The 21,299-nt window shown below is 69.2% G+C and carries 16 protein-coding genes and 1 tRNA gene; 11 read left to right on the forward strand and 6 right to left on the reverse strand.

Annotated elements, in window-relative coordinates; genetic code table 11:
- The first annotated feature begins 39 nt into the window (after window positions 1-39).
- From MRBLML1_RS09875 to MRBLML1_RS09895, 5 genes are all read left to right on the forward strand, one after another.
- Window positions 40-1,224 carry an alpha/beta fold hydrolase gene (locus MRBLML1_RS09875; protein WP_364514965.1) on the forward strand — a complete coding sequence of 395 codons (1,185 nt, stop codon included), beginning with the start codon at window positions 40-42 and terminating at the stop codon, window positions 1,222-1,224.
- Complete coding sequence (locus tag MRBLML1_RS09880; RefSeq protein WP_364514968.1) at window positions 1,221-2,540, forward strand: MFS transporter; 1,320 nt, start codon at window positions 1,221-1,223, stop codon at window positions 2,538-2,540. The genes MRBLML1_RS09875 and MRBLML1_RS09880 overlap by 4 nt, the downstream gene beginning before the upstream one ends.
- Entirely contained in the window at window positions 2,527-3,966 is a 1,440-nt protein-coding gene (locus MRBLML1_RS09885; RefSeq protein ID WP_364514970.1) for a pyridoxal phosphate-dependent decarboxylase family protein, read from the forward strand. The genes MRBLML1_RS09880 and MRBLML1_RS09885 overlap by 14 nt, the downstream gene beginning before the upstream one ends.
- A gap of 314 nt (window positions 3,967-4,280) precedes the next feature.
- The gene (locus tag MRBLML1_RS09890) at window positions 4,281-4,979 is read left to right on the forward strand and encodes a uracil-DNA glycosylase (protein WP_364514973.1); all 699 of its coding nucleotides are present in this window, start codon (window positions 4,281-4,283) and stop codon (window positions 4,977-4,979) included.
- A 43-nt stretch (window positions 4,980-5,022) separates the two neighbouring features.
- Complete coding sequence (locus MRBLML1_RS09895; protein ID WP_364514976.1) at window positions 5,023-5,811, forward strand: dioxygenase; 789 nt, start codon at window positions 5,023-5,025, stop codon at window positions 5,809-5,811.
- A gap of 215 nt (window positions 5,812-6,026) precedes the next feature.
- Here MRBLML1_RS09895 and MRBLML1_RS09900 read toward each other — a convergent pair whose 3' ends face one another.
- Window positions 6,027-6,296, reverse strand: a complete 270-nt coding sequence (locus MRBLML1_RS09900) for a MerR family transcriptional regulator (protein WP_364514979.1) — start codon at window positions 6,294-6,296, stop codon at window positions 6,027-6,029.
- An 82-nt stretch (window positions 6,297-6,378) separates the two neighbouring features.
- On the opposite strand from MRBLML1_RS09900, the gene MRBLML1_RS09905 reads away from it, so the two are divergent.
- Window positions 6,379-6,813, forward strand: coding sequence for an Hsp20/alpha crystallin family protein (locus MRBLML1_RS09905; protein WP_364514982.1), 435 nt, complete (start codon window positions 6,379-6,381; stop codon window positions 6,811-6,813).
- Window positions 6,814-6,852: 39 nt separating this feature from the next.
- On the opposite strand, the gene MRBLML1_RS09910 is transcribed toward MRBLML1_RS09905, so the two are convergent.
- Both MRBLML1_RS09910 and MRBLML1_RS09915 read right to left on the reverse strand, forming a co-directional pair.
- The gene (locus tag MRBLML1_RS09910; RefSeq protein WP_364514984.1) at window positions 6,853-8,412 is read right to left on the reverse strand and encodes a succinic semialdehyde dehydrogenase; all 1,560 of its coding nucleotides are present in this window, start codon (window positions 8,410-8,412) and stop codon (window positions 6,853-6,855) included.
- Window positions 8,406-10,064: a GMC family oxidoreductase gene (locus MRBLML1_RS09915; RefSeq protein WP_364514986.1), complete on the reverse strand. Its 1,659-nt coding sequence runs from the start codon at window positions 10,062-10,064 to the stop codon at window positions 8,406-8,408. Before MRBLML1_RS09915 ends, MRBLML1_RS09910 begins: the two co-directional genes overlap by 7 nt.
- 121 nt (window positions 10,065-10,185) lie before the next feature.
- Here MRBLML1_RS09915 and pdxY point away from each other — a divergent pair, with 121 nt between their 5' ends.
- Together pdxY and MRBLML1_RS09925 are read left to right on the forward strand one after the other, a co-directional pair.
- Window positions 10,186-11,049, forward strand: a complete 864-nt coding sequence (gene pdxY / locus MRBLML1_RS09920) for a pyridoxal kinase PdxY (RefSeq protein WP_364514988.1) — start codon at window positions 10,186-10,188, stop codon at window positions 11,047-11,049.
- Between the two features lie 44 nt (window positions 11,050-11,093).
- Window positions 11,094-11,166, forward strand: a tRNA-Thr gene (locus MRBLML1_RS09925).
- Between the two features lie 72 nt (window positions 11,167-11,238).
- On the opposite strand, the gene MRBLML1_RS09930 is transcribed toward MRBLML1_RS09925, so the two are convergent.
- The 3 genes from MRBLML1_RS09930 to MRBLML1_RS09940 form a co-directional block, all read right to left on the reverse strand.
- Complete coding sequence (locus MRBLML1_RS09930) at window positions 11,239-12,243, reverse strand: Ig-like domain-containing protein (protein WP_364515631.1); 1,005 nt, start codon at window positions 12,241-12,243, stop codon at window positions 11,239-11,241.
- A gap of 2,001 nt (window positions 12,244-14,244) precedes the next feature.
- Window positions 14,245-15,327 carry a hypothetical protein gene (locus MRBLML1_RS09935; RefSeq protein WP_364514991.1) on the reverse strand — a complete coding sequence of 361 codons (1,083 nt, stop codon included), beginning with the start codon at window positions 15,325-15,327 and terminating at the stop codon, window positions 14,245-14,247.
- 154 nt (window positions 15,328-15,481) lie between these two features.
- Complete coding sequence (locus tag MRBLML1_RS09940) at window positions 15,482-18,859, reverse strand: DNRLRE domain-containing protein (RefSeq protein ID WP_364514994.1); 3,378 nt, start codon at window positions 18,857-18,859, stop codon at window positions 15,482-15,484.
- Window positions 18,860-19,271: 412 nt separating this feature from the next.
- On the opposite strand from MRBLML1_RS09940, the gene MRBLML1_RS09945 reads away from it, so the two are divergent.
- The 3 genes from MRBLML1_RS09945 to MRBLML1_RS09955 are packed head-to-tail and all read left to right on the forward strand — an operon-like array spanning window position 19,272 to window position 21,290.
- The gene (locus tag MRBLML1_RS09945) at window positions 19,272-20,378 is read left to right on the forward strand and encodes an ATP-dependent DNA ligase (protein WP_364514997.1); all 1,107 of its coding nucleotides are present in this window, start codon (window positions 19,272-19,274) and stop codon (window positions 20,376-20,378) included.
- A gap of 38 nt (window positions 20,379-20,416) precedes the next feature.
- Complete coding sequence (locus tag MRBLML1_RS09950) at window positions 20,417-20,992, forward strand: hypothetical protein (protein WP_364514999.1); 576 nt, start codon at window positions 20,417-20,419, stop codon at window positions 20,990-20,992.
- A gap of 37 nt (window positions 20,993-21,029) precedes the next feature.
- Complete coding sequence (locus MRBLML1_RS09955; RefSeq protein ID WP_364515001.1) at window positions 21,030-21,290, forward strand: hypothetical protein; 261 nt, start codon at window positions 21,030-21,032, stop codon at window positions 21,288-21,290.
- Window positions 21,291-21,299: the final 9 nt, after the last annotated feature.

Below are 21,299 nucleotides of genomic sequence, written 5' to 3' on the forward strand. Positions count from 1 at the left end.
AGGCCGACGAGCACACCCGCCGCGCCGTAGAGTGCGGCCATGGAACTGGTGCCCGTGCGCTCGATCCCTGGGGCGGGGCTGCTGCCGGGGCCCGACCAGGTCGTCGCCGCGGCGAGCAACGTCGCGCAGAAGCTGCTCTACGGCGGCATCGCCGACCTGCGCCCGATGCCGCGCACCCTCATCGACGACGGCGTGCTGCGCGAGGTCTACCACTACCGGCCCTCCGGTCACGTGCAGGAGAAGGGCGACCCGGTCCTGCTGGTGACCCCGCTCGCGGCGCCGTCGAGCTGCTACGACCTGCGCCGCGGCTGCTCCCTGGTGGAGCACTTCGTGACCGAGGGGCGCCCGACCTACCTCGTGGAGTACGGCGAGGTCTCCTTCCGCGACCGCAACCTCGGCATGGAGCACTGGATCGACGAGGTCGTCCCGACCGCGATCCGGGAGGTCTCCGAGCACGCCGGCGGCCGGCCGGTGCACGTGATCGGCTGGAGCCTCGGCGGGATCTTCTCCCTGCTCTCGCTCGCCGACAAGCGCTCGGGCGACCTGCCCGTCGCCTCGCTCACCGTCGTCGGCTCCCCCATCGACATCTCGCTGGTGCCGCTGCTCGCGCCCTTCCGGCCGCTGCTCAACCTGTTCAACGGCAAGGGCCCGATCACCAAGGGCTACCAGGTGCTCGGCGGGGCGCCGAAGCCGCTGGTGAAGTGGGCCTTCCAGCTCAGCGCCTTCCAGAAGCTGGTCACCAAGCCGATCGCGCTCGCGACCCATGTCGACGACCGCGAGTTCCTGGCCCAGATCGAGGCCGTCGACCACTTCACCGCCAACATGATCGCCTACCCCGGCCGCACCTTCGGGCAGCTCTACCACCGCTTCGCCAAGGGCAACCAGCTCGCCACCGGCACCTTCGAGCTCGACGACCGGACCATCGACCTGGCCGACATCACCGTGCCGGTGCTGGTCTTCGGCGGCGCCACCGACGGGATCGCGCCCGTGCCGTCGGTGCGGGCCGTCGTACCCCTGCTGGAGAAGGCCGAGGAGGTCCGCTTCGAGGTCGTGCCCGGTGGCCACCTCGGCATGCTCACCGGCCGCGCTGCCCGGACCACCACCTGGATCGCGATGGACGAGTGGATCACCGAGTGGTCCACCGACAACAAGCCGGCCGTGCCGATCGGCACCAACCGCAAGCGGCGTACGTCGTCGGCCGCCTCACGCTCCCTGGCGAAGTGAGCCTGAGCCCCGCCACCCGGGCCGGGTACGGCGCCGGGTCGGTCGCCACCGGCGCGTTCGGCACCGTGCCGGGGCTGATGCTGCTGCCCTACCTCACCGACACCCTCGCGGTCCCCGCCCTGGCGGCCGGCGCGATCGTCTTCCTCCCGAAGGCGTGGGACGTGGTGCTCAACCCGGTCGCGGGCCGGATCAGCGACCGCTCGGTGGACCCGCGCGGACCGCGCCGGCCGTGGCTGCTGCGCGCCGGCGTCGCGCTCGCTGCCTGCTTCGCGCTGCTCTTCGCGGCGCCGGACCTGGGCTCGCAGGCGGCGAACGCGGCGTGGGTGCTGGTGGCCTTCCTGGCCTGCGCGACGGCGTACGCCTTCTTCCAGGTGCCCTACGTGGCGATGCCGGCCGAGATCACCGACGCCTACGCCGAGCGCACCCGGCTGATGACCTGGCGGGTGGCGATCCTGGCGTTCACGATCCTGCTGGCCGGTGCCAGCGCGCCCGCGATCCGCGACGCGATCGGCGGGCGCGACGGCTACCGGGTGATGGGGCTGGCGATGGCCGTCCTCATCCTGGCCGGCGCGCTGCTCGCCTACCGCGGCACCCGCGGCGCCCCGGTCGGCGACGTCGCGCCGGGCGCCGGGTCCCTGCGCGACCAGCTCCGGCTGGTCGCCGGCGCCCGCGACTTCCGCCTGCTGCTGGTGACCTTCGTGGTGCAGGCCCTGGCCACCGGCTGCATGCTCGCGGGCGTCGACTACCTCGCCGGCGACGTCCTCGAGCGCGACGGCGCGGCCACGATCCTCTTCGTCTGCTTCGTCGGCCCAGCCCTGCTGCTGACGCCCGCGTGGGCGGCGGCGGGACGGCGGATCGGCAAGAAGCGGGGCTACGTCGCCGCCTCGCTCGTGCTCGCCCTCGGCGCCGCACTGGCGGTGCTCGCCGGGCACGCGCCCGGCGCCGTGGTGTTCGCCGCGGTCGCGCTCGTCGGCGTCGGGTACGCCGGCGTCCAGGTGTTCCCGCTCGCGATGCTGCCGGACGCGGCGGCGGTGGACGCGCGTCGTACCGGCTCGTCCCGGGTGGGCGTCTACACCGGCGTCTGGACGGCGGGCGAGACGCTCGGCCTCGCGCTCGGGCCGGGCCTGTTCGCGGTGGTGCTGGCCCTCGGCGGCTACCGTTCGAGCGACTCCGGTGACGTGCTCCAGCCGGACTCGGCGGTCACCGCGATCACGCTCGGCTTCTCGCTGCTGCCCGCCGTGCTGGTGCTGCTCAGCCTGTGGTGGCTGCGCGGCTACACCCTGGACGAGACGGAGGTCGATCGTGACGCCCGATGAGATCCGCGCCCGGTTGAGCGCGCTGCAGGCCGACGACCTGCCGGTGCACGGCGGCCGGACCCTCGCCTACGTCTACGACGGCGGCCTGGCCGAGGTCGACGCGCTCGCCCGCGAGGCGGTCGCCGCCTTCGCCGGCAGCAACGGCCTCGACCCGACGGCCTTCCCGAGCCTGCTGGCGATGGAGAACGACCTCGTCGGCTTCGCCCGCGGCCTCGTCGACGGCCCGGACACGATGGTCGGCACGCTCACCTCCGGCGGCACGGAGTCCTGCCTGCTCGCCGTGCAGGGCGCGCGCGATGCCCGGCCCGACGTCACGGACCCGAGCATCGTGGTGGCCGACACCGTGCACGCGGCCTTCCCCAAGGCCGGCCACTACTTCGGGGTCCGCGTCGTCGTGGTCCCCGCCGGTCCCGACCACCGCGCGGACGCCGCGGCGATGGCGGCGGCGATCGACGAGACCACCGTGCTGGTGGTGGCCAGCGCGCCGTCGTACGCGCACGGGGTGGTGGACCCGGTCCCGGCGATCGCGGCGGCGGCCGCGGCACGCGGGGTGCGCTGCCACGTGGACGCCTGCATCGGTGGCTGGGTGCTGCCGTACGCCGCCCGCCTGGGTCGCGGCGTCGCGCCGTGGACCTTCGCGGTGGAGGGCGTCACCTCGATCTCCACCGACCTGCACAAGTACGCCTACGCCCCCAAGGGCGCCTCGCTGCTGCTGCACCGCACGCCGGAGCTGCGCCGTCCGCAGTACTTCGCGCACGCCGGCTGGCCCGGCTACACGATGCTCAACGCCACGCTCCAGTCCACCCGCTCCGGCGGCCCGGTCGCCGGCGCCTGGGCGACGGTCCAGGCGATCGGGCACGACGGCTACCTCGACCTCACCCGCAAGGCGCTCGCCGCCACCGACGCGATCGCATCCGGCATCGACGCCCTCGACGGGCTCACCCTGGTCGCCTCCCCCGACTCGACGCTGGTCGCGGCCACCGCGGAGGAGGGCCTCGACGTGTTCACGGTCTGCGACGAGATGGCGGTGCGGGACTGGCTCGTCCAGCCCCAGCTGTCCTACGACGGCCAGCCGCCGTCGCTGCACCTGGCGGTCAGCGCCACCACCGACCCGACGGCCTTCCTCACCGCGCTGGCGGAGTCCGTCGCCGCGGCCCGGGCGGCCGGCCCGGTGCCGGTGGACCCCGCTGTCGCCGACCTGCTGCGGACCCTCGACCCGGCCACGTTGGGCGACGCGGAGTTCGACCTGCTGCTGGCCGCTGGCGGCCTCGCCGGTGACGGCGGCGAGCTCGGCCTGCCCGAGCGGATGGCGCCGGTGAACGCCCTGCTCGACGTCGCCCCGCCGCGGCTGCGCGAGGCCGTCCTCGTCGCCTTCCTGGACCGCCTGGCGCGACCCGCTCCGGCGCCGATCGCCGGAAACCTCTAGTACCAAAGGACTAGCGGACCTCGGCCGCGTTCCCGATTCCCCAGGACGCGCGCCGCCGTAGATTCTCCATCACCGACGCGGACCTCGGAGGCCGCTGGAGGGAGCCCCACCGGGCGGCACCCCTTGTGGGTGTGCCCCTGGAGGACCAGAAGGCTCGAGATCCGCGTCGGAGCTAGCACCACCGCGTGGCGCCCCTGGGAGGGAGAGGGGCGCCGCGGGACGGTGGCGCCGGCAGGACGAGCAGCAACCACGGCCGACCCGCGGAGGGTGGGTCTGGGGGGACCAGGCGCCGTGGTGCGCCGTAGGGTCGTGCCGTGGGAGCTCTCGCCGGTCTCGTCGACCAGGGCCTGATGGCCGCCGACTGGGCCGAGGCCCTCGCTCCCGTCGAGGACCGGGTCGCCGCGCTCGGCCGGTTCCTGCGCGAGGAGGTCGCCGCCGGCCGCGGCTACCAGCCCGCCGGCGAGCAGGTCTTCCGCGCCTTCCAGCGCCCGCTCGCCGACGTCCGGGTGCTGATCGTCGGGCAGGACCCCTATCCCACGCCCGGGCACCCGATCGGCCTGTGCTTCGCGGTGGAGCGCGACGTGCGGCCGCTGCCGGCCAGCCTGCGCAACATCTACCAGGAGCTCGCGAACGACGTCGGCGTCGCGCCGCCCGCCCACGGGGACCTCGGCGCCTGGACCGACCAGGGCGTGATGCTGCTCAACCGGGTGCTGACCGTGCGCCCGGGCGCCTCGGACTCGCACAAGAACCAGGGCTGGGAGCACGTCACGGCAGCCGCGATCCAGGCCGTCGTACGACGGGCGGAGGCGGGCGCGCCGGTGGTCGCGATCTTGTGGGGCAACGCCGCGCGCTCGCTGAAGAAGCACCTCGGGCCGATCCCCGCGGTCGAGTCCCCGCACCCCTCCCCGTTGTCGGCCTCGCGTGGGTTCTTCGGGTCCCGCCCGTTCAGCCGGGTCAACCAGCTGCTCGCCGAGCGCGGCGCGGCACCGATCGACTGGGCCTTGCCGGACTGACCGATCCGGAATAAAGTTGAAACCTCAACTAGTTGAGGTGGACATGAGCGCAGACAGCAGCACCGGACGGATGCCGGCCCTCTACCTCGGCCACGGCGCCCCGCCGCTCCTCGACGACCCGGTCTGGTCCGGCCAGCTCGCCGGCTGGGCGCGCGACCTGCCGCGGCCGACGGCGATCCTCATCGTCAGCGCGCACTGGGAGTCCGCCCCGCTCTCGCTCACCGCGAGCGGCGCCCCCCTCGTCTACGACTTCGGCGGCTTCGCCCCCAAGTACTACGAGATGACCTACGCGACGCCCGACGCCACCGCGCTCGCGGCCCGGGTCGCGGCGATGATGCCGCGCACCGAGCCGGTCCACCAGCACGTCTCGCGCGGCCTCGACCACGGCGCGTGGGTGCCGTTGAAGATCATGTACCCGGACGCGGACGTCCCGGTCCTGCAGATGTCCCTGCCGACCCACGACCCGGGCCGGCTGATGGAGCTCGGCCGCCGGCTCCGGCCGCTGCGCGACGAGGGCGTGCTGGTCGTCGGCTCCGGCTTCCTCACCCACGGGCTGCCGTTCCTCACCTCGTGGCAGATCGACGCCGAGGCGCCGGGCTGGTCCACCGACTTCGACGCCTGGGCCGGCGAGGCGATGGCGCGCGGGGACGTCGACGAGCTGGCGTCGTTCCGGGACAAGGCACCGGGGATGCCGTTCGCCCACCCGACGGTGGAGCACTACAGCCCGTTGTTCGTCACGCTCGGCGCGGCGAGCGACCCGGGCACGCCGGGTCAGCAGGTCATCGAGGGATTCTGGATGGGCCTGTCGAAGCGGTCATGGCAGGTCGCCTGACGCTCCGCGGGGCGACCCACACGTCGGCCACGTGGTGCCGGCCCATCAGGGCCACCGCCACCACGAAGCAGCCGGCCAGGGCCGCGCTCAGGAGACCCACGGCGCTCAGTGCGAAGAGCACGGTGTCGAGGATCATGGGGACCTCCTCCCTTGGGGGTTGAGGTAGACGATGCCCCGTCTTTCTGTGTTCACACCTGATAACGCCTAGGAATGTGCTAAGGGCGGCGCCGGAGCCGCGCGACCTCCGCCTCCAGCTCCAGCACCCGGGCGATCCCGGCGAGGTTGAGCCCCTCGGCGAGCAGCTCGCGGATGCGGTGCAGGACCTCGATGTCGGCACGGCTGTAGAGCCGGGTCCCGCCCTCGCTGCGCGCCGGCGCGACCAGTCCGCGCCGCTCGTAGACCCGGATGTTCTGGATCGCGAGGGACGTCAGGTCCGCCGCGACCGAGATCGCGAAGACGCCGCGGGTCCGCTCCTCTTGATTCACGGAATCAGATTACCTATAACAGGTGTTGCAGATCCACTGAACCGCCCGGCACCCCGCCGGCGCATCCGAAGGGAGACACGTCATGTTGCTGCGCACCACCGACCCGTTCCGCGACTTCGACCGGCTGACCGCCCAGCTCCTCGGGGCCGGCATGGGCACGACCAACCGTCCGGCCGCCATGCCCATGGACGCCTGGCGCCAGGGCGAGGAGTTCGTGCTGGAGCTCGACCTGCCCGGCGTCAGCCGCGAGAGCATCGACATCGACGTCGAGCGCAACGTGCTCACGATCCGCGCCGAGCGCCTGCCGCAGAACGGCGACTGGCAGCGGCTCGCCTCCGAGCGCACCCACGGCCAGTTCTCGCGCCAGCTGGTCCTCGGCGACAACCTCGACCTGGAGCGGATCGACGCGGCCTACGACAACGGCGTGCTGCGGCTGGTCATCCCGGTCGCCGAGCGCGCCAAGCCGCGCAAGATCGAGGTCGGCGGCGCCGACCGGGCCGAGGCCATCGAGGCCTGAGGCCCGCCGGCCCGGCAGGCTCCGCGTCCGCCGACACGCTCAGCGGACGCGGAGCCTCCGCATCAGCTTCAGCGACGACAGCATCTGCTTGACGTAGGCGTCGTAGTCCTGGCCCGGACGCGCGCCCATCACCTGCTTCTTCAGCACCGCGACGTTCTTGGCGTCGGTGTACTTCAGCAGGCCCTGGTCGCCGTGCCGCGCACCCACGCCCGACTGCTTGACCCCGCCCGAGGGCGAGGCCTTCGAGGCGTACGCCGTCGCGAGCGAGTCGTTGATGTTCACGTTGCCCGACTCGATCCGCTCCGCGACCGCCTCGGCACGCGCGACGTCGGCGCTCCACACCGAGGCGTTGAGGCCGTAGTCGGTGTCGTTGGCCAGCGCCACCGCCTCGTCGACCGTGCGGTACGGGTAGAGCCCGACCACGGGCCCGAAGGTCTCGGTCGCTCCGGCGAGCATGTCCTTGGTGACGCCCTCCAGCACCGTCGGCTCGAAGAACGCCGGGCCGATGTCGGGCCGCGCCCGGCCGCCGGTGAGCACCGTCGCGCCCTTCGCGACGGCGTCCTCCACGTGGGAGGCCACCCGGTCGCGGTGCTCGACGCTGACGAGCGAGCCCAGCTCCGGCCCGAAGTCGTACGCCGCCCCGATGGTCAGCCGCTCGGCGCGCTCCACGAAGGCGGACCTGAGCTCGTCGTACCGGCTCTCGGGGAGGTAGATCCGCTCGATGTGCATGCAGATCTGGCCGGTGTTGCCGAAGACGCCGAACATCGCACCCTCGACCCACTCCTCGGCGTCCACGTCGTCGAGGACGATCATCGGGTTCTTGCCGCCGAGCTCCAGGCAGCAGCCGATCAGGTTGCGCCCGGCCCGCTCGCCGATCACCCGTCCGGTGGCGGTGGAGCCGGTGAACATGACGTAGTCGGCGTTGTCGATCAGCGTCGGCCCGACGTCCGGACCCTCGCCGCACACGACCTGGAACAGGCCCTTGGGCAGGCCCGCCTCCTCCAGCAGCGAGATGCCGAAGAGGGGCGACAGCGCGGTCTTGTTGTCGGGCTTGACCACGACCGCGTTGCCGGCGATCAACGCCGGGATCGCGTCGGAGAGGCCGGTCGCGAAGGGGAAGTTCCAGGGCGCGATGATCCCGACGACGCCCTTGGGGACCCGGACCTCCGTCGAGCTGGACAGGAACGGGATCGGGCCGCCGTGCTTGGCGGGGGCGAGCAGCTTCTTGGCGCGCTTGAGGTAGTACGACATCACCATCGGCGGGTCGCAGGTCTCCTCGATCGCCATCCGCCGGTTCTTGCCGCTCTCGACCTGGATCAGGTCCGCGGTGGTGTGGGCGTTGTCGATGAGCAGCGTGTGCGCGCGCTCGAAGACCTCCAGCCGCTTGGCGACCGGCCACTGCGCCCACAGCGCCTGGGCGGCACGGGCCTCGGCGAAGGCCTGCTCGATGTCCTGCGGGGTCGACTGCGGCAGCTCGACGAGGACCTCGCCGGTGTAGACCTCGGTCAGCTTCCAGGTCGCGCCGGTGCGCCCGGGCACGCGGGCGACCAGGCGCTCCAGCAGCTCGTCGGTGACCGAGGCCGGCCGCGTGGTCACCACTGGACGCCGCCCAGGATGATCTCCGCCGCCTTCTCGCCGATCATGTAGCACGGTGCGTTGGTGTTGCCGCCGGTGATGCTCGGCATGATCGAGGCGTCCGCGACGCGCAGGCCCTCGATGCCGCGGACCTTGAGGTCCGGGCTGACGACGGCACGCTCGTCCACGCCCATCCGGCAGGTGCCGACGCCGTGGTAGACCGAGGTCGAGCGCTCGCGCAGGGCGTGGCGCAGCTCGGGACCGTTCGGGATGCCGGGGCCGGGGTGGATCTCCGCCTTCACGCCCCCGCCGAACGCGGCCGAGCCCATGATCTCGCGGATCATCTCGGTGCCCTCGGCGAGCACCTCGACGTCGTTCGGGTCGGTGAAGAAGCCGTAGTCGATGAGCGGCGCGGCGGTCGGGTCGGCCGACGCCAGGCGCAGCGTGCCGCGGCTCTTGGGGTAGATCAGCGTCGAGAACACCGTCAGCCCCGGACGCGGGTCGGGCATGTGCCGGATCGGCTCGTCCTGGTTGGGGCTGGGGTAGGTCCACGGCAGGGCGTGCAGCTGGAGGTCGGGCGCGTCGGTCGCCCGCGAGGTGCGGACGAAGCCCACGGACTCGAAGACCGAGTGGTCGAGGAAGGAGCCGCCGAAGGTCAGGTCGCGGGCCATGCCCTTGAAGAAGGTCCACGGGTTGCCCCGGAAGGTGACGCTCGGGACGTGGAAGGACATCGGGTGGAACAGGTGGTCGTGCAGGTTGTCGCCCACCGGGAGGTCGGCGACGCAGTCGATGCCGACCGACGCCAGGTGGTCGGCATGGCCGATGCCGGACAGCATGAGCAGCTGCGGGCTGTTGGCGAAGCCGGCCGAGACGATGACCTCCTTGCCAGCCTTGATGAACCGCCGGGTGCCGCCGGCGCGCTTGCCCTGGTCGATCACCTCGACGCCGGTGGCGCGGCCGTTCTCGATGACGATCCTGGCGGCGTGCACCTCGGTCTGGAACTCCAGCGTGCGCGGGGCCAGGTTGTGCACGTAGCCGCGGGTGGAGGAGTAGCGCACGCCGTCGGCGGCGTTCTGCTGCATCCGCGCGATGCCCTCCTGCTCCGCGGCGTTGTAGTCGTCGAGGATCTTCACGCCGAGGGTGTCGGCGGTGGCCTGGATGAACTGGAGGGTGGCCTCCTGCGGCTTGTCGTTGCGGGAGATCCGGATCGGGCCGCCGGCGCCGCGGTAGGCGTTCTCGCCGTCCTCGAAGTCCTCGAAGCGCTTGAACGCCGCGTTGACGTCGTCGGCGCTCCAGCCGGTGTTGCCCTCGGCCGCCCAGGAGTCGTAGTTGGTCCGGTTGCCGCGCACGTAGACCATGCCGTTGACCGAGGAGGACCCGCCGCCCACCTTGCCGCGCGGGGCCGGCATCCGCCGGCCGTCGAGCCCCGGCTGCGGGACCGAGCGGTAGCCCCAGTCGAAGAGCCGCTCGAGCTTGGGCTCGGAGTGCATCGGGCCGATCATGCCGGGCTTCTTGGTGAAGTAGCGGTGCATGCCCTTGTCGTCGGACTTGCCCGCCTCGAGCAGGATCACGCTCGCACCGGACTGGGCGAGCCGGCCGGCGACGATCGCCCCCGAGCTGCCGGATCCCACCACCACGTAGTCGGCTTCGTTGCTGTAGCCCGGACGCTTCGCCATGCGCGCTTCCCATCCTTCGATCGAGTGACCGGGGTCGTACGGCGGCCCGGCGGGCTTACTGTAACGCGTTCTAGTTTCGTCACGAAAGGGTTTCGTGTTTCGTCGGTGAGAGGATGGCTCCGTGCGGATCCTGTCCATCCAGTCCTCGGTCGCCTACGGCCACGTCGGCAACTCGGCCGCCGTCTTCCCGCTCCAGCGTCTCGGTCACGAGGTGTGGCCGGTGTTCACGGTGCACTTCTCCAACCACACCGGCTACGGCGCCTGGCGCGGCCCCCTGCTCGACCCCGCCGACGTCGCCGAGGTGATCACCGGGATCGAGGAGCGCGGCGTGCTCCCGACCTGCGACGCGGTGCTCTCGGGCTACCAGGGCTCCCCCGCGGTCGCCGCCGTGATCGTGGAGGCCGTGCGCAAGGTGAAGGCCGCGAACCCCGCGGCGACGTACACCTGCGACCCGGTGATGGGCAACGCCAAGTCGGGCTGCTTCGTCAACCCGGAGATCCCGCCGATCATCCGCAGCGAGGTCGTCCCCGTCGCCGACATCCTCACCCCCAACCAGTTCGAGCTCGGCTTCATCACCGGTCACGACGCCCTCGGCGGCCCCTCCCCGATCGCGGACGTGCTCGCCGCCGCCGACGAGGTGCGCGCGATGGGCCCCGCCACCGTCCTGGTCACCTCCGTCGAGCGCGACGACGCCCCGGCTGACGTCATCGAGATGGTCGCCGTCACCGCCGACGGCGCCTGGATCGTGCAGACCCCCCGGCTGCCCATGAAGGCCAACGGCTCCGGCGACATCACCGCAGCGCTCTTCACCGCCCACCTCCACGACACCCGCTCTCCCGCCGTCGCGCTGGGCCGCACCGTCGCCTCCGTCTACGACGTCCTGAAGGCCACGCTGGAGTCGGGCGAGCGCGAGCTGCGGCTCATCGCGGCACAGGAGGCGATCGCCGTACCGGACGAGCGGTTCGAGGTGCGTCGCCTGCGCTGAGAGCGCGCTGACTACGATGGGCGCGCGCTCGGTGACGGGCGCGCGCCGCGTTAGCTCAGCTGGCAGAGCGTCGCTCTTGTAAAGCGAATGTCGTCGGTTCGACTCCGACACGCGGCTCGGTCCTCTCCGCGGAGCACACGACCGCCCGCCACTGCACGCAGTGACGGGCGGTCGTTCCTGCCGACCCGGTCAGCGGGTGTGGACCCGCACCACCTTCAGCTTCTTGCCGATCATCACGCCGAGGTTCCACAGCCGGTCGTGACCCATCCCCGGCTGCATGGTGACGGTGATCGCCCAGCGCTGCTTGCCGACGCGGCGCAGGTCGTGGTCACGACCGTGCGGCTTGCGCGGCACCGGTGCGGCGTCGACGTAGTACGGACGGACGCGGCTTCCGTTGACGACCAGCGTGTAGGCCTCGCCGGCACGCACCTGCCACGCACCGTTGCGGAACGGCGCGCCGACGAGGTAGATCCGCGGCAGCCGGTAGGTCCCCCGCACGCTGGCCCGGTTGCCGGCGCGGTCGGTCGCGGTGGCGGTGTAGGTGACCCGCTCACCGACCGTGCGCCGGGTGATCCGGCAGCTCGCCACGCCGGACAGGCCGTCCGAGGCGACGCAGCGCGCGGCCGGCGCGCGGCCGGCGTACGTCGCGCCGCTGCGGATACCCGTCACCCGCACCGACGGTGCGCGCTGGTCCAGGTTGAGTCCGGAGACCACGACGGTGGCCATGCCGCCGTCGCTCGCCATGATCGTGCGGGTCACGGACCGGCCTGCGCCGTCGGTGGCGATCCGGACCGGCGCCGGGCACGGGGCGGCCAGCGGCGCGCCGTGAGGGGCGCAGGTAAAGGTCACCGTGACCGGACTGCGGTACCAACCGGCGGCAGAGCGCGGCGAGGCGCTGCGCACGGTGGCCTTGATGGTCGGGTTGAGCCGTGCGGTGGAGTCCGAGGAGCCGGTGAGGTCGCCGTTGCCGCCGTAGACCGCGGACACGGTGTGGTCGGCGTCGCCGGGCACGGTGTGGCTCAACGTCGCCGTGCCGCCCGTCAGCGGCGCGGTGCCGACCGGGTCGCCGTCGACGTAGAAGGTGACATCGCCGGCGGGGTCACCGGCACCGGGCGCGGTGACTGCGACCGTCGCGGTCAGCTCGTGCGGCTTGACGGCGACGTCCAGGGTGGTCGCGGCCTTGCCGACCGCGATGGTGGTGCTGGCGCTCGCCGCGGCGTGGTTTTCCGCACCCCGTTCCTGCCACGGCGACCCACCCGTTCTTGGTGGGCTCCACCATGAACTGGCCCTTGGCTCCGGCCCTTACCAAATCGACGGTCGCTTTGCGAGCGGTGATTCGCTTGACCTTCTCCACTTGGGTCTGGTCGCCGTGGCTCGCGACGATGGTTTCGGTCCTGACTGCACTGCCGCTCGGCAGGCCGGTGATTGCGTCGTATTCGTAGTTTGTGGTGACCGTATCGCCGTCCACCCCTGGACCCGAAGGGATTTCCACTGTCGCCTGGACACGGCTGACTTGGTCGTACGTTGCGGTGGTTGAGTGCACGACCGATCCGCCCGAGAGCTGCGCTATTGAATCTACTTGGTGTTCGTCGGTGTAGCTGGCGTAGTAAGTACTCGGCACGCTGGCGCCCCCGGGTTGGGCCGCGGGTCCTTGCTTGCAGATCTGCCCTGTCCAAGCAGGTTTGCCGCCACAGTCACCGTCGCCAGTCGCTGTGTAATAGGTCGTTACGGTCGATCTGGCGTCAGATCCTGCACCACTGCTGTCGGCCGCCCCATCAGCAAGTCGGGTCGTTGAGGGCGCCGGCCGCGTCGAAGCGAGTGATTTCGGTGGACCAAGTGCTGGCGTCGACGACCTTAGTAGAGGTTCGCGTGGGCGAGCTCTGCTCCCAGCCACTGGTGTCACCACTCGCAACGGGACCATAGCCGTATTGAGTGATACTGGCGTCGAAGTCGGTGCCGCGGTCGACGGTCGCTGCACTGCGGATTTGCTGAACCACGACGCCAGTAGGCGTTCCCCTGGTCGGCCAGCGACAAGCCCGGCATCGACGCTGGGGTCGTCGTAGTAGGTATAGGACGTGTGAGGGCGGAAGTAACCAAGGGTGCCGGCCCCCAAAGGTCGCGGTGCGCGCCGGGCCGTACTCGTCAACCACCGGAGTACCGACCTTGTCCACCCCACCCCAGGTGTTGTAAACAACGAACGACGACGCCTCTGCGGCGACGCGCAACTTGTCGGCTGCGGGCGCGTCTTGGACGCGGAGCCAGCCTGTGACATCAAGGCGTTGAACTGTGTTGCCTCGTGCGTCGCACCAGCTAGTGTCGACCAGCCGCCGTCTTGGGATGTGCTCAGTCGTCAGACGCGGCCCAGAGCGGATGTTCGCGCGTCTCTTGCGTGAGGACGACGGCACCGCAGGTGAACCCGAGAGCGCAAGTCATCCAATCAGGCCCCGTCCCCGGACCACTGGGGGTATGGTCACTTACATGCCTAGCCTGACTCGGTGCACGGCGGCCGTAGCCCTGACCTTCACATTAGCTTTGAGTTTGCCTGGGTCATCCTCGGCCCAGAATTGGTCCCACAACGACGCCGTAGGTGACGTCGTGACCTTTAGCGGGCAGGGCAACCCCACCGGGTCTACCAGGACCAAGGGGGACGTTCTTCGGGCGTCTATCAGCCATACGCGCACCAAGGTGGTGATCCGCCTGCGGATGAATTCGATTCCAACAGATAAGTGGATCGCAATGGCAACCGTAAAGACTCCTCGCGCTTCCTTCCTGTTGACCTACACCTCATTCAACAGCGACAAATCACTATCCATTGACAGGATCGAAACGGGTGAGCGGATCCATTGCGCTCGCAAGTCCTTTCGGATCGATGGCACTGCATTGGTGGTCACGGCAGCGCGCCGATGCATTGGTAATCCTCGATGGATTCGAGTGCGAGCAGGCGTTACCTCGTTCGATGACGTGCAGTCCCAATCGACCTCTTCATACGACGATGGATTGACGGGCGGGGCCAGCGGGGCGTCGCGCTTCTCTCCCCGACTCCGTCCGAGCTGATTTCGCGTCCGGTCGAACCCGCCCACTCGCGAGCCGTCCGAGAACTGAGTGCGGCGCTCAGGTCAGCGTAGAGTTTGGACATGCATAGTTCGCGAGGTCTGAGCCGGTGCGACCGGCTCATTTCGAGGCCTGTTTGGCTTGCTACGCGACGTTGCCGACTCGATCCCTAATCGCGGCCGCTAGGCGGCTGGGCTCAGCACTATGGTTGTCGAGCAACTGTGCGTTGGCGATCGCGAAGATGGACGCGTAGACCACTCGCCACGCGGCAGTCGCCGCGTCCGGATGGCAGGCGTATTGGACGGCGTAGCCGGTCCAGTGCTCCTGGCTGAGGCGGTCTAGCAGTGAGGATGAGCCTCGGCCTGAGCGGTTGCGCCGTCGGGTCTCCGCGTCGAGCTCGGCCTTCATCCTTCCTATTCGCTGCCGAGCTGTGGGCGTTAGGGCAGGATGGCGCGACTTACCGAACTGGGTCGAGACACCACGAAAGGCGTCGTCGTTGTCCAGCCGGGCTAAGGCAAGTAGCTGCGTAGTCACCCATTCTGCTAACCCCCTCTGATCGGGCGTAGGGAGGTGACCGATTGCCTCCGCTAACTCTTCGTCGCGTGAACGAAGTGGAGTGGAGTCAAGCGTGTCAATGCCAGCGGTTGGGGGTCGAGGTTCTAACGGTCGGTACGCCTGATCGGCCGCAGCGTGCTGCTCGTCGACGCGCGAGAGGGTCACTTCAGTGAACCTCGAGGCCATTTCGAGCGCGGAGCCGACGGGATCGTTGATGAGTGCAGCGTTGTGACCGCGGGCCCATCGTCGCAGCGGTCCCGGCAGCAGCGAGACGTCGCCGCTGTCCCATCCGCTCAGGTCGACCATGGAGTGCGTACGTCGCTCGGCCCAGGCAAGCAAGACTGCACCGTTGACGTTCCAATGAACGCTGGCACTTCGTCCGTTCGCGGACAGCCGGGCGAGGTCGAACAGGACCTCCGGCCGGATCCCCTGGTATCCGCCTTCGGGCTCGACCGCAATCGCACCGTCGCCGTGCGTGCGGAGAACTGCGACGCGATCCTCGTCCTGACCGTCCCGCGCCGTGTCGCTTTCCCACGTGCCGGCGCCAAAGGCGCGATACACACTTTCGTTGGCGCTGGACCGAACAAAGGAAACGCTACCGCCACCGACCAGCGCGGGTAGTGAGCTCAGCCAATGTGCCGGACTGGCCGCACCGTTAATGTCGCCGCTCACGTGACCCGCGATCGTGCATCTGGGTAAGCATTAGCCGTCACGCCAGGTGGACGTTGTCGCTGGTGGGCGATTCGGACGGCGGCGGCTTCGAACGATTGCCGCGCAGAGCCCTTTGGCCTCATCTGCTGCACCTCCCTGGCACGAAGTGCTGGCATCACGGCACGATCTTCACCCAATAGGCGTCGCCGTCGAGCACGCGGGACGGACGGTAAAGCAGGCTATTCAGTTGGCGCCCGCCGGCGACATTGTCGTCGAGATCGATGCGGTCGACATCGCATCTCATCCAATGGCAACCCTGGTAGGTTGAGGCGAACGCGTATTCGTCGCAAGATCCGGATTTCTGCATCGCGGCGCATTGACGTCTCGCTTCACGTCGATTGAGATTTTCTTCCTTAATCCGGGTGTCCCAGACCTTGCGGACGAGCACATTTCCCGTCCCGTCGGCATTGCGCCTTCCGGGGTGAGTGGCCAACTTTGCCTGCGCCTTTGCGATATGACGCGCCGTCTCGGGGGCATTGCTGCTGAGTTTCATGTAGAAGGTGGGGATGTAGTATGGATTCACGCATCCGGGGTTGGCGATTCGCAGATACCACATCTTGTCGCACCGGACGAGACCGCTGATTTTGTATTCGCCGATAGGCGCTTTCTGGCACAGCTCTAGTGAGCAGCCGATGTCCTTCCAGACAAACGTCGGACGGACGACTCGGTCAGCCGTGACCCATGCGGTGACCTGCCGCGAGTACCACCGCGTCTTCGGCGACGCAGCAGTAAGCAAGTTCGTCGGTTCGTCCCAAGTTTCCGAATAGCTCTCACTAGTACACCCTGAAATACACGACTCAGAATGGGTGAAAAGGAATTTTTCCGCTTCACCCCATGACTGCTTCAATCGGAGCCATCGGGTATACATGGTAATCTTGGGATTCTCCCAGTTTGTAATAACGAGGCGCTGCTCTACGTAGTAGCCCATGCCCGTGACAACCCAGACGCCTTTTATCCTTCTCGTGAACGTCAAGACGCCCTTCTGTGACGAGCACAGCGTCCGCCGAGACCGCGAGGCCCATCTAAGGGTGGCTGCACTCTTCTCGAAGCACGACGGCCCGATCGCTCGGGCGGCTGTCAGATCGACGCGGCCGGTGACAGGGGAGGTTGGCGGATCGGACAGGTTGGCCTTCGCGTCGCTGACGTCGTCTGTATTCATCGGCACTCTCGACGTCTCCACGCGACACAGGGCATCCGGGTCGTCATCTTGGGGGCAAGGATAGGTTGACTGGACGGGCGCAGGCGCTTGACTTGCTTCGGCGGAGTCGTCGACCTGAACGAAGGACTCACGTGATGGAGTAGTGACCATCTTGGTGGTCGATTGCACATCCTCGTACGTGGACGGATCCTCTTCGATCGCTGCGTTCGCGGCGTCATCGTCAACGAACGCCTCCGCCTCGTCAAGAGCAGCGTCGTTAGATGTGTCGACTGGGATCCAAGCGTTGAGGACTAACCTGACGCGCACCGGGGATGCGCCCTTGTTGGTGACGGTGATGGCGTCGTTGTCGTACGAGGGATAGATCTCGGCTGTGCCCGTGACTGATTCTTCGCCATACTGAAAGGACGCCGGTTCGGTGGCAGCGAAGTCAGCGTCTGCGATACTGACCGAGCCGGTCGCGATCGCTTCAGTGAACGAAGCGGTCGTCTGGATGCGGTCGACGCTGCCCTGGCGCACGTCCGGAATCCGCACCGCGACGCTGCGTGACGACCCGCCGGGGAGCAATTCGTCGAGCAGCACCTGATCAGAGACCGGGATGCACGGAAGGTTGCACGCGGGCGCAGGGATGGCAGTGAGAGCCGGTTTGACCATAAAGTTCGTCGGGGACGAGATTGACGACGTCAGCGACCCGTCGCTTGCTTGAACGTCGAAAGAGTACGCTTGGTTCGCCGTCAGCAGGTCCTCCGGCACCTCAACAGTGGCTGACCCGCCGCTCGCAACAGGCGCTGATGTGAGGGTGCCTAGGGGTTGGCCATCGTCGTCGAAGATGCGGAACGCGCCAGTGATCTGACTGGAGTCGCCGTCAGTAAGAGTCGCGCGCAACGTCGGCATACCAGTTGCCGTCACACTGCCCCGTGAGGGCGAGATGCTCAAACCCGAAGGGGTGCCCGGACGCAGCCGATAGGTGATGACCAGTTTGGGGTGGTAGGTCGTGTCCGTGGGGCTAAGTTCCGACGAACGGAACTCGCGGTAGCTTCCGTTCGCGCTCGGCGTGGCGGCCGAGAGCTGGAACCCGTATTGGCCTGCGCCGGCCTGCCACGCCTGAACCATCGACTTCACGTCCCAAGTCGCCCAGCCATGGGCCGCGCAACTCGATCCCGCTGGACCGCCATGCGGTAGGTAGTACTGAGGTGGGGCAGAACTCGAGGCGACCGTGGGGAGATCAGACCACGCGATCGTCGAGGGTGACCATGATTCCGTCACTCGGTGGACGATTGTGGAGCCGTTGGTGCATGAGAGTGACCGCACTGCTCGTAGTTGCAGATCCGCGTCGTCGATAACCCACGCCGACAGAGCAGACTGTGAGATTGCGTTGAACCGCACGAAAGTCCGAGCAACATGGTCGCCGGAGTCCTGGGTTCCAACACGCAATGTGGACCAACCGTCGACGGTTCCACCGCTCGTGTAACTCCCGGCGTTCTGCACAAAGGTGTCGGCCGCCGGAGACGGGATCGTGAAAGTCGGATCGATGGTGACCGGATACGTCGTCGACGGATCGCTCAGGATCGCCGCATCGGGCCGCAAGACCAAAACAGCATCCGAGCCGCGCTGTGCGACCCCGTCCTCGATCGCGACGTCGATCGGACGGACCTCAGCAGGCATGCCAGCAGCATCTTGCTCTGCATCCCACATCACCGGTCGGGGCGCCGTCAGCGCCTTGTCGTCGGGATTGCTAACACGGAGCCCACCCGACGCGGTTTCCTGGACCTTGGTGCCGTCGAGATCCAAAGGAATCGGCACCTCGAATGTCTGCCCCGGTGCCGGCGCCTCGTTAAGAACGACCGAGTGGCTGAACCCCGTCGCCAATGCGGTGACCACCAGATCGCCAGCCGGAAGGGCGTCCTTGTAGGTAAGGGTCGCGCCGTCCACTATCGGCTCAGGCAGGTCACGCGGCCAGCCCAGCGCTACGGAATCGCCGCCATCACGCTCGAGAGAGGCGAAGGGTTCGCTGCCACCGTCGGAGAACTGTAGATCAAGCGGCGACGCCTTCGGCACCCAGGCGCCATCGCGATGAACGAGCGTCGTATCGATGTCTCGCCAAGTGCCATCGTCGAGGTAGCGGACCGGCCCGGCCTCGAGCTCGGTGGTCAGGCTACCGTCGGGATTCTGATACGTGATGCTGTCCGCTGTGGTCTCGATCGGATCATCAGAGGATCCGTCCGCGACCGGCGACGCACCCTCGTCAGCCCCCGCCCACGGTGTTGCCGCAACACCGCCGCCCGTCGCAACGAGCACCAACGCCGCCGCACCAACTACCTGCCGCCGAACCTTCACTTGCCCGTCCCTCCCAGGTCCACACCCGAGCAAGCCACATGGGTCACCCGGGACAGTAAAGAGGACGCGACCCTCTCATCCCCAGCCTTAGTTGTCCGGCGATTCAAGAAGGTTCGTCCAACTGTTACCAGATGCGGGATCGGACAGCCCGGTCCGGGCGAGCGGCAGCGAATCGCAGTGGGCGTCTGCCGCTGGCCCAGGGCGTGCCGTGCCTTCGGAACGATGGCGGAACGCTATTGAAGGCGGTCTCCGTCAGGGACTGTCAGACATCACCGGCACGGATCTGACAGTCGACGTGCCACATTGAGGTGGATCGAAGTCAGTCGTCTGGTTGGAGATCTCGATGGTGCCGAAGGCGTAGGCAGCGGTCTGTCTGTCGATGGCGTGGCCGCCACTCTTCTAGGGTGAAAGCGTGGACCTCCCCGTGATGCCGCCGATCCAGCCCATGCTGGCCAAGCCCGTCTCGCTCGAGAAGGCGCTCGCAATGTTCCCCGACGTACAAATAGAACCCAAGTGGGACGGCTTCCGCTGCATCCTGTTCAAGGACGGCGACGAGGTGGAGCTGGCGAGCCGCAACACCAAGCCGCTGACCCGCTACTTTCCCGAGCTCGTCGAGGCGGCCCGCGCGGAGCTGCCGCCGCGGTGCGTGCTGGACGGCGAGATCTTCGTGGCGCAGGACGGCAGCGACGGCAAGGGCCGGCTGCAGTTCGAGGTGCTGCAGGAGCGGATCCACCCGGCGGCCTCGCGGATCGAGATGCTGTCCGAGCAGACGCCGGCGGACTTCGTGGCCTTCGACCTCCTCGCCCTGGGCGAGGAGTCGTACGTCGACCGGCCGTTCAGCGAGCGGCGCGCGGCCCTGGAGGAGGCGCTCGCCGGCCTGTCCGCCGACGAAGGTCGCTGCCACCTGACCCGGACCAGCACCGAGCCGGCGGTCGCCGAGGAGTGGTTCCACCAGTTCGAGGGCGCCGGCCTGGACGGGGTGGTGGCGAAGCCGCTGAGCGCGCCGTACGCCGAGAACGCCCGCACCATGTTGAAGATCAAGCACGAGCGCACGGCCGACGTGGTGCTGGCGGGCTACCGCGAGCACAAGACGAGCACGCCGGAGAAGCCGCTGATCGGCAGCCTCCTGCTCGGCCTGTACGACGGCGGCGAGCTCCAGCACGTCGGCGTCAGCGCGTCGTTCACCGCCGCCCGGCGGGCCGAGCTGTGGACCGAGCTGCAGGCGCTCGTCGTACCGATCGAGGAGCACCCGTGGGGCCGGTGGCAGGAGTTCCTCGTCGCCAACCCCGGACGCCAGCCGGGCACGCAGAGCCGGTGGAGCCAGGGCAAGGACCTCTCGTTCACCCCACTGCGTCCCGAGCGCGTCATCGAGGTCAAGTACGACGCGATGGAGGGCCGCCGGTTCCGGCACACCGCGCACTTCAAGCGCTGGCGCGAGGACCGCGACGCCACCTCGTGCGGCTACGACCAGCTGGAGCAGCCCGTGAAGTACGACCTGGCGGACGTCCTCGGGGGGTGAGCCTCGACCGGTGAGGACGGGAGGGGCAGGATGGTGCCATGAGCACCGACCCCGCTCCTCGCGAGGAGCCGTACGACGTCGTCCTCCTCGTCGAGCAGGCGCTGACCCCCGCCGATGCCGCCCAGGTCCGAGCCCTGCACGTCGAGCTCGACGACGACCCGACGATCGAGGTGATCTACCACGTCCTGCTGCCGATGGCCGATGCCGCCGCGGCTGTCGAGGCCTCGCTCGGGGTGATCGGTGGGGCCGACCTGATCGCGCCGCCGGTCACGCCCTCGCCGGACGAGATCGACAGCCTGCGCGAGGAGTACCGCGAGCAGGCCCAGCGCGACATCGACGCCACCGCCGAGGCGCTCACCGCGAGCGGCGCGCACGTCGGCAGCAGCGCGGTCGTCACCGACCCGCCGGTCGACGCGCTCTCGCGCAAGGTGACCGAGGTGGACGGCCGCGAGGCCATCATCCTGACCCGCCCGCACCTGGTGGCGGAGTTCTTCCACGTCGACTGGACCTCGCGGGCCCGGCGCAAGCTCGGCGTCCCCGTGCTGCACCTGCTGGAGCACGAGTCGCTCGAGGAGCAGTCGGCCGGCGGCGGCGAGGGCGTCACCGGCGTCTGAGCCGTAACAGCCGGCGCCGACCGCTCGTTGAGCGGTCATGTCGGCCCTGCACACCCTCGACGTCCGCCTCTTCGAGGCGCTCGCCGGCACGCGGCTGTCCCCGGCCGAGCGGGACCGCGCGATCGACCTGTGCGAGAGCGTCGTCGCGATGGTGCCGGACCTCGACCTCGGGCACCCCGGCCAGGCGGCGCGCTGCGGCGCGCACCTGCTGCTCGCCGACGTCGTACCGGGCCTCGACCCACGGGTGCGCAGCGACCTCGCGCGGCTGTGCGAGGTCGCCGTCGTGAAGGGCCTGTAGCCCCGGCCC

The sequence above is a fragment of the Nocardioides sp. LML1-1-1.1 genome (genome assembly GCF_040676175.1).
Taxonomy (GTDB): Bacteria; Actinomycetota; Actinomycetes; order Propionibacteriales; family Nocardioidaceae; genus Nocardioides.

Excerpts from the sequence above, each read along its gene's own strand:
- MRBLML1_RS09875 (WP_364514965.1), top strand. The coding sequence starts at position 40 with ATGGAACTGGTGCCCGTGCGCTCGATCCCTGGGGCGGGGCTGCTGCCG.
- MRBLML1_RS09895 (WP_364514976.1), top strand. The coding sequence starts at position 5,023 with ATGAGCGCAGACAGCAGCACCGGACGGATGCCGGCCCTCTACCTCGGC.
- MRBLML1_RS09905 (WP_364514982.1), top strand. The coding sequence starts at position 6,379 with ATGTTGCTGCGCACCACCGACCCGTTCCGCGACTTCGACCGGCTGACC.
- MRBLML1_RS09915 (WP_364514986.1), bottom strand. The coding sequence starts at position 10,064 with ATGGCGAAGCGTCCGGGCTACAGCAACGAAGCCGACTACGTGGTGGTG.
- MRBLML1_RS09950 (WP_364514999.1), top strand. The coding sequence starts at position 20,417 with ATGAGCACCGACCCCGCTCCTCGCGAGGAGCCGTACGACGTCGTCCTC.
- MRBLML1_RS09955 (WP_364515001.1), top strand. The coding sequence starts at position 21,030 with ATGTCGGCCCTGCACACCCTCGACGTCCGCCTCTTCGAGGCGCTCGCC.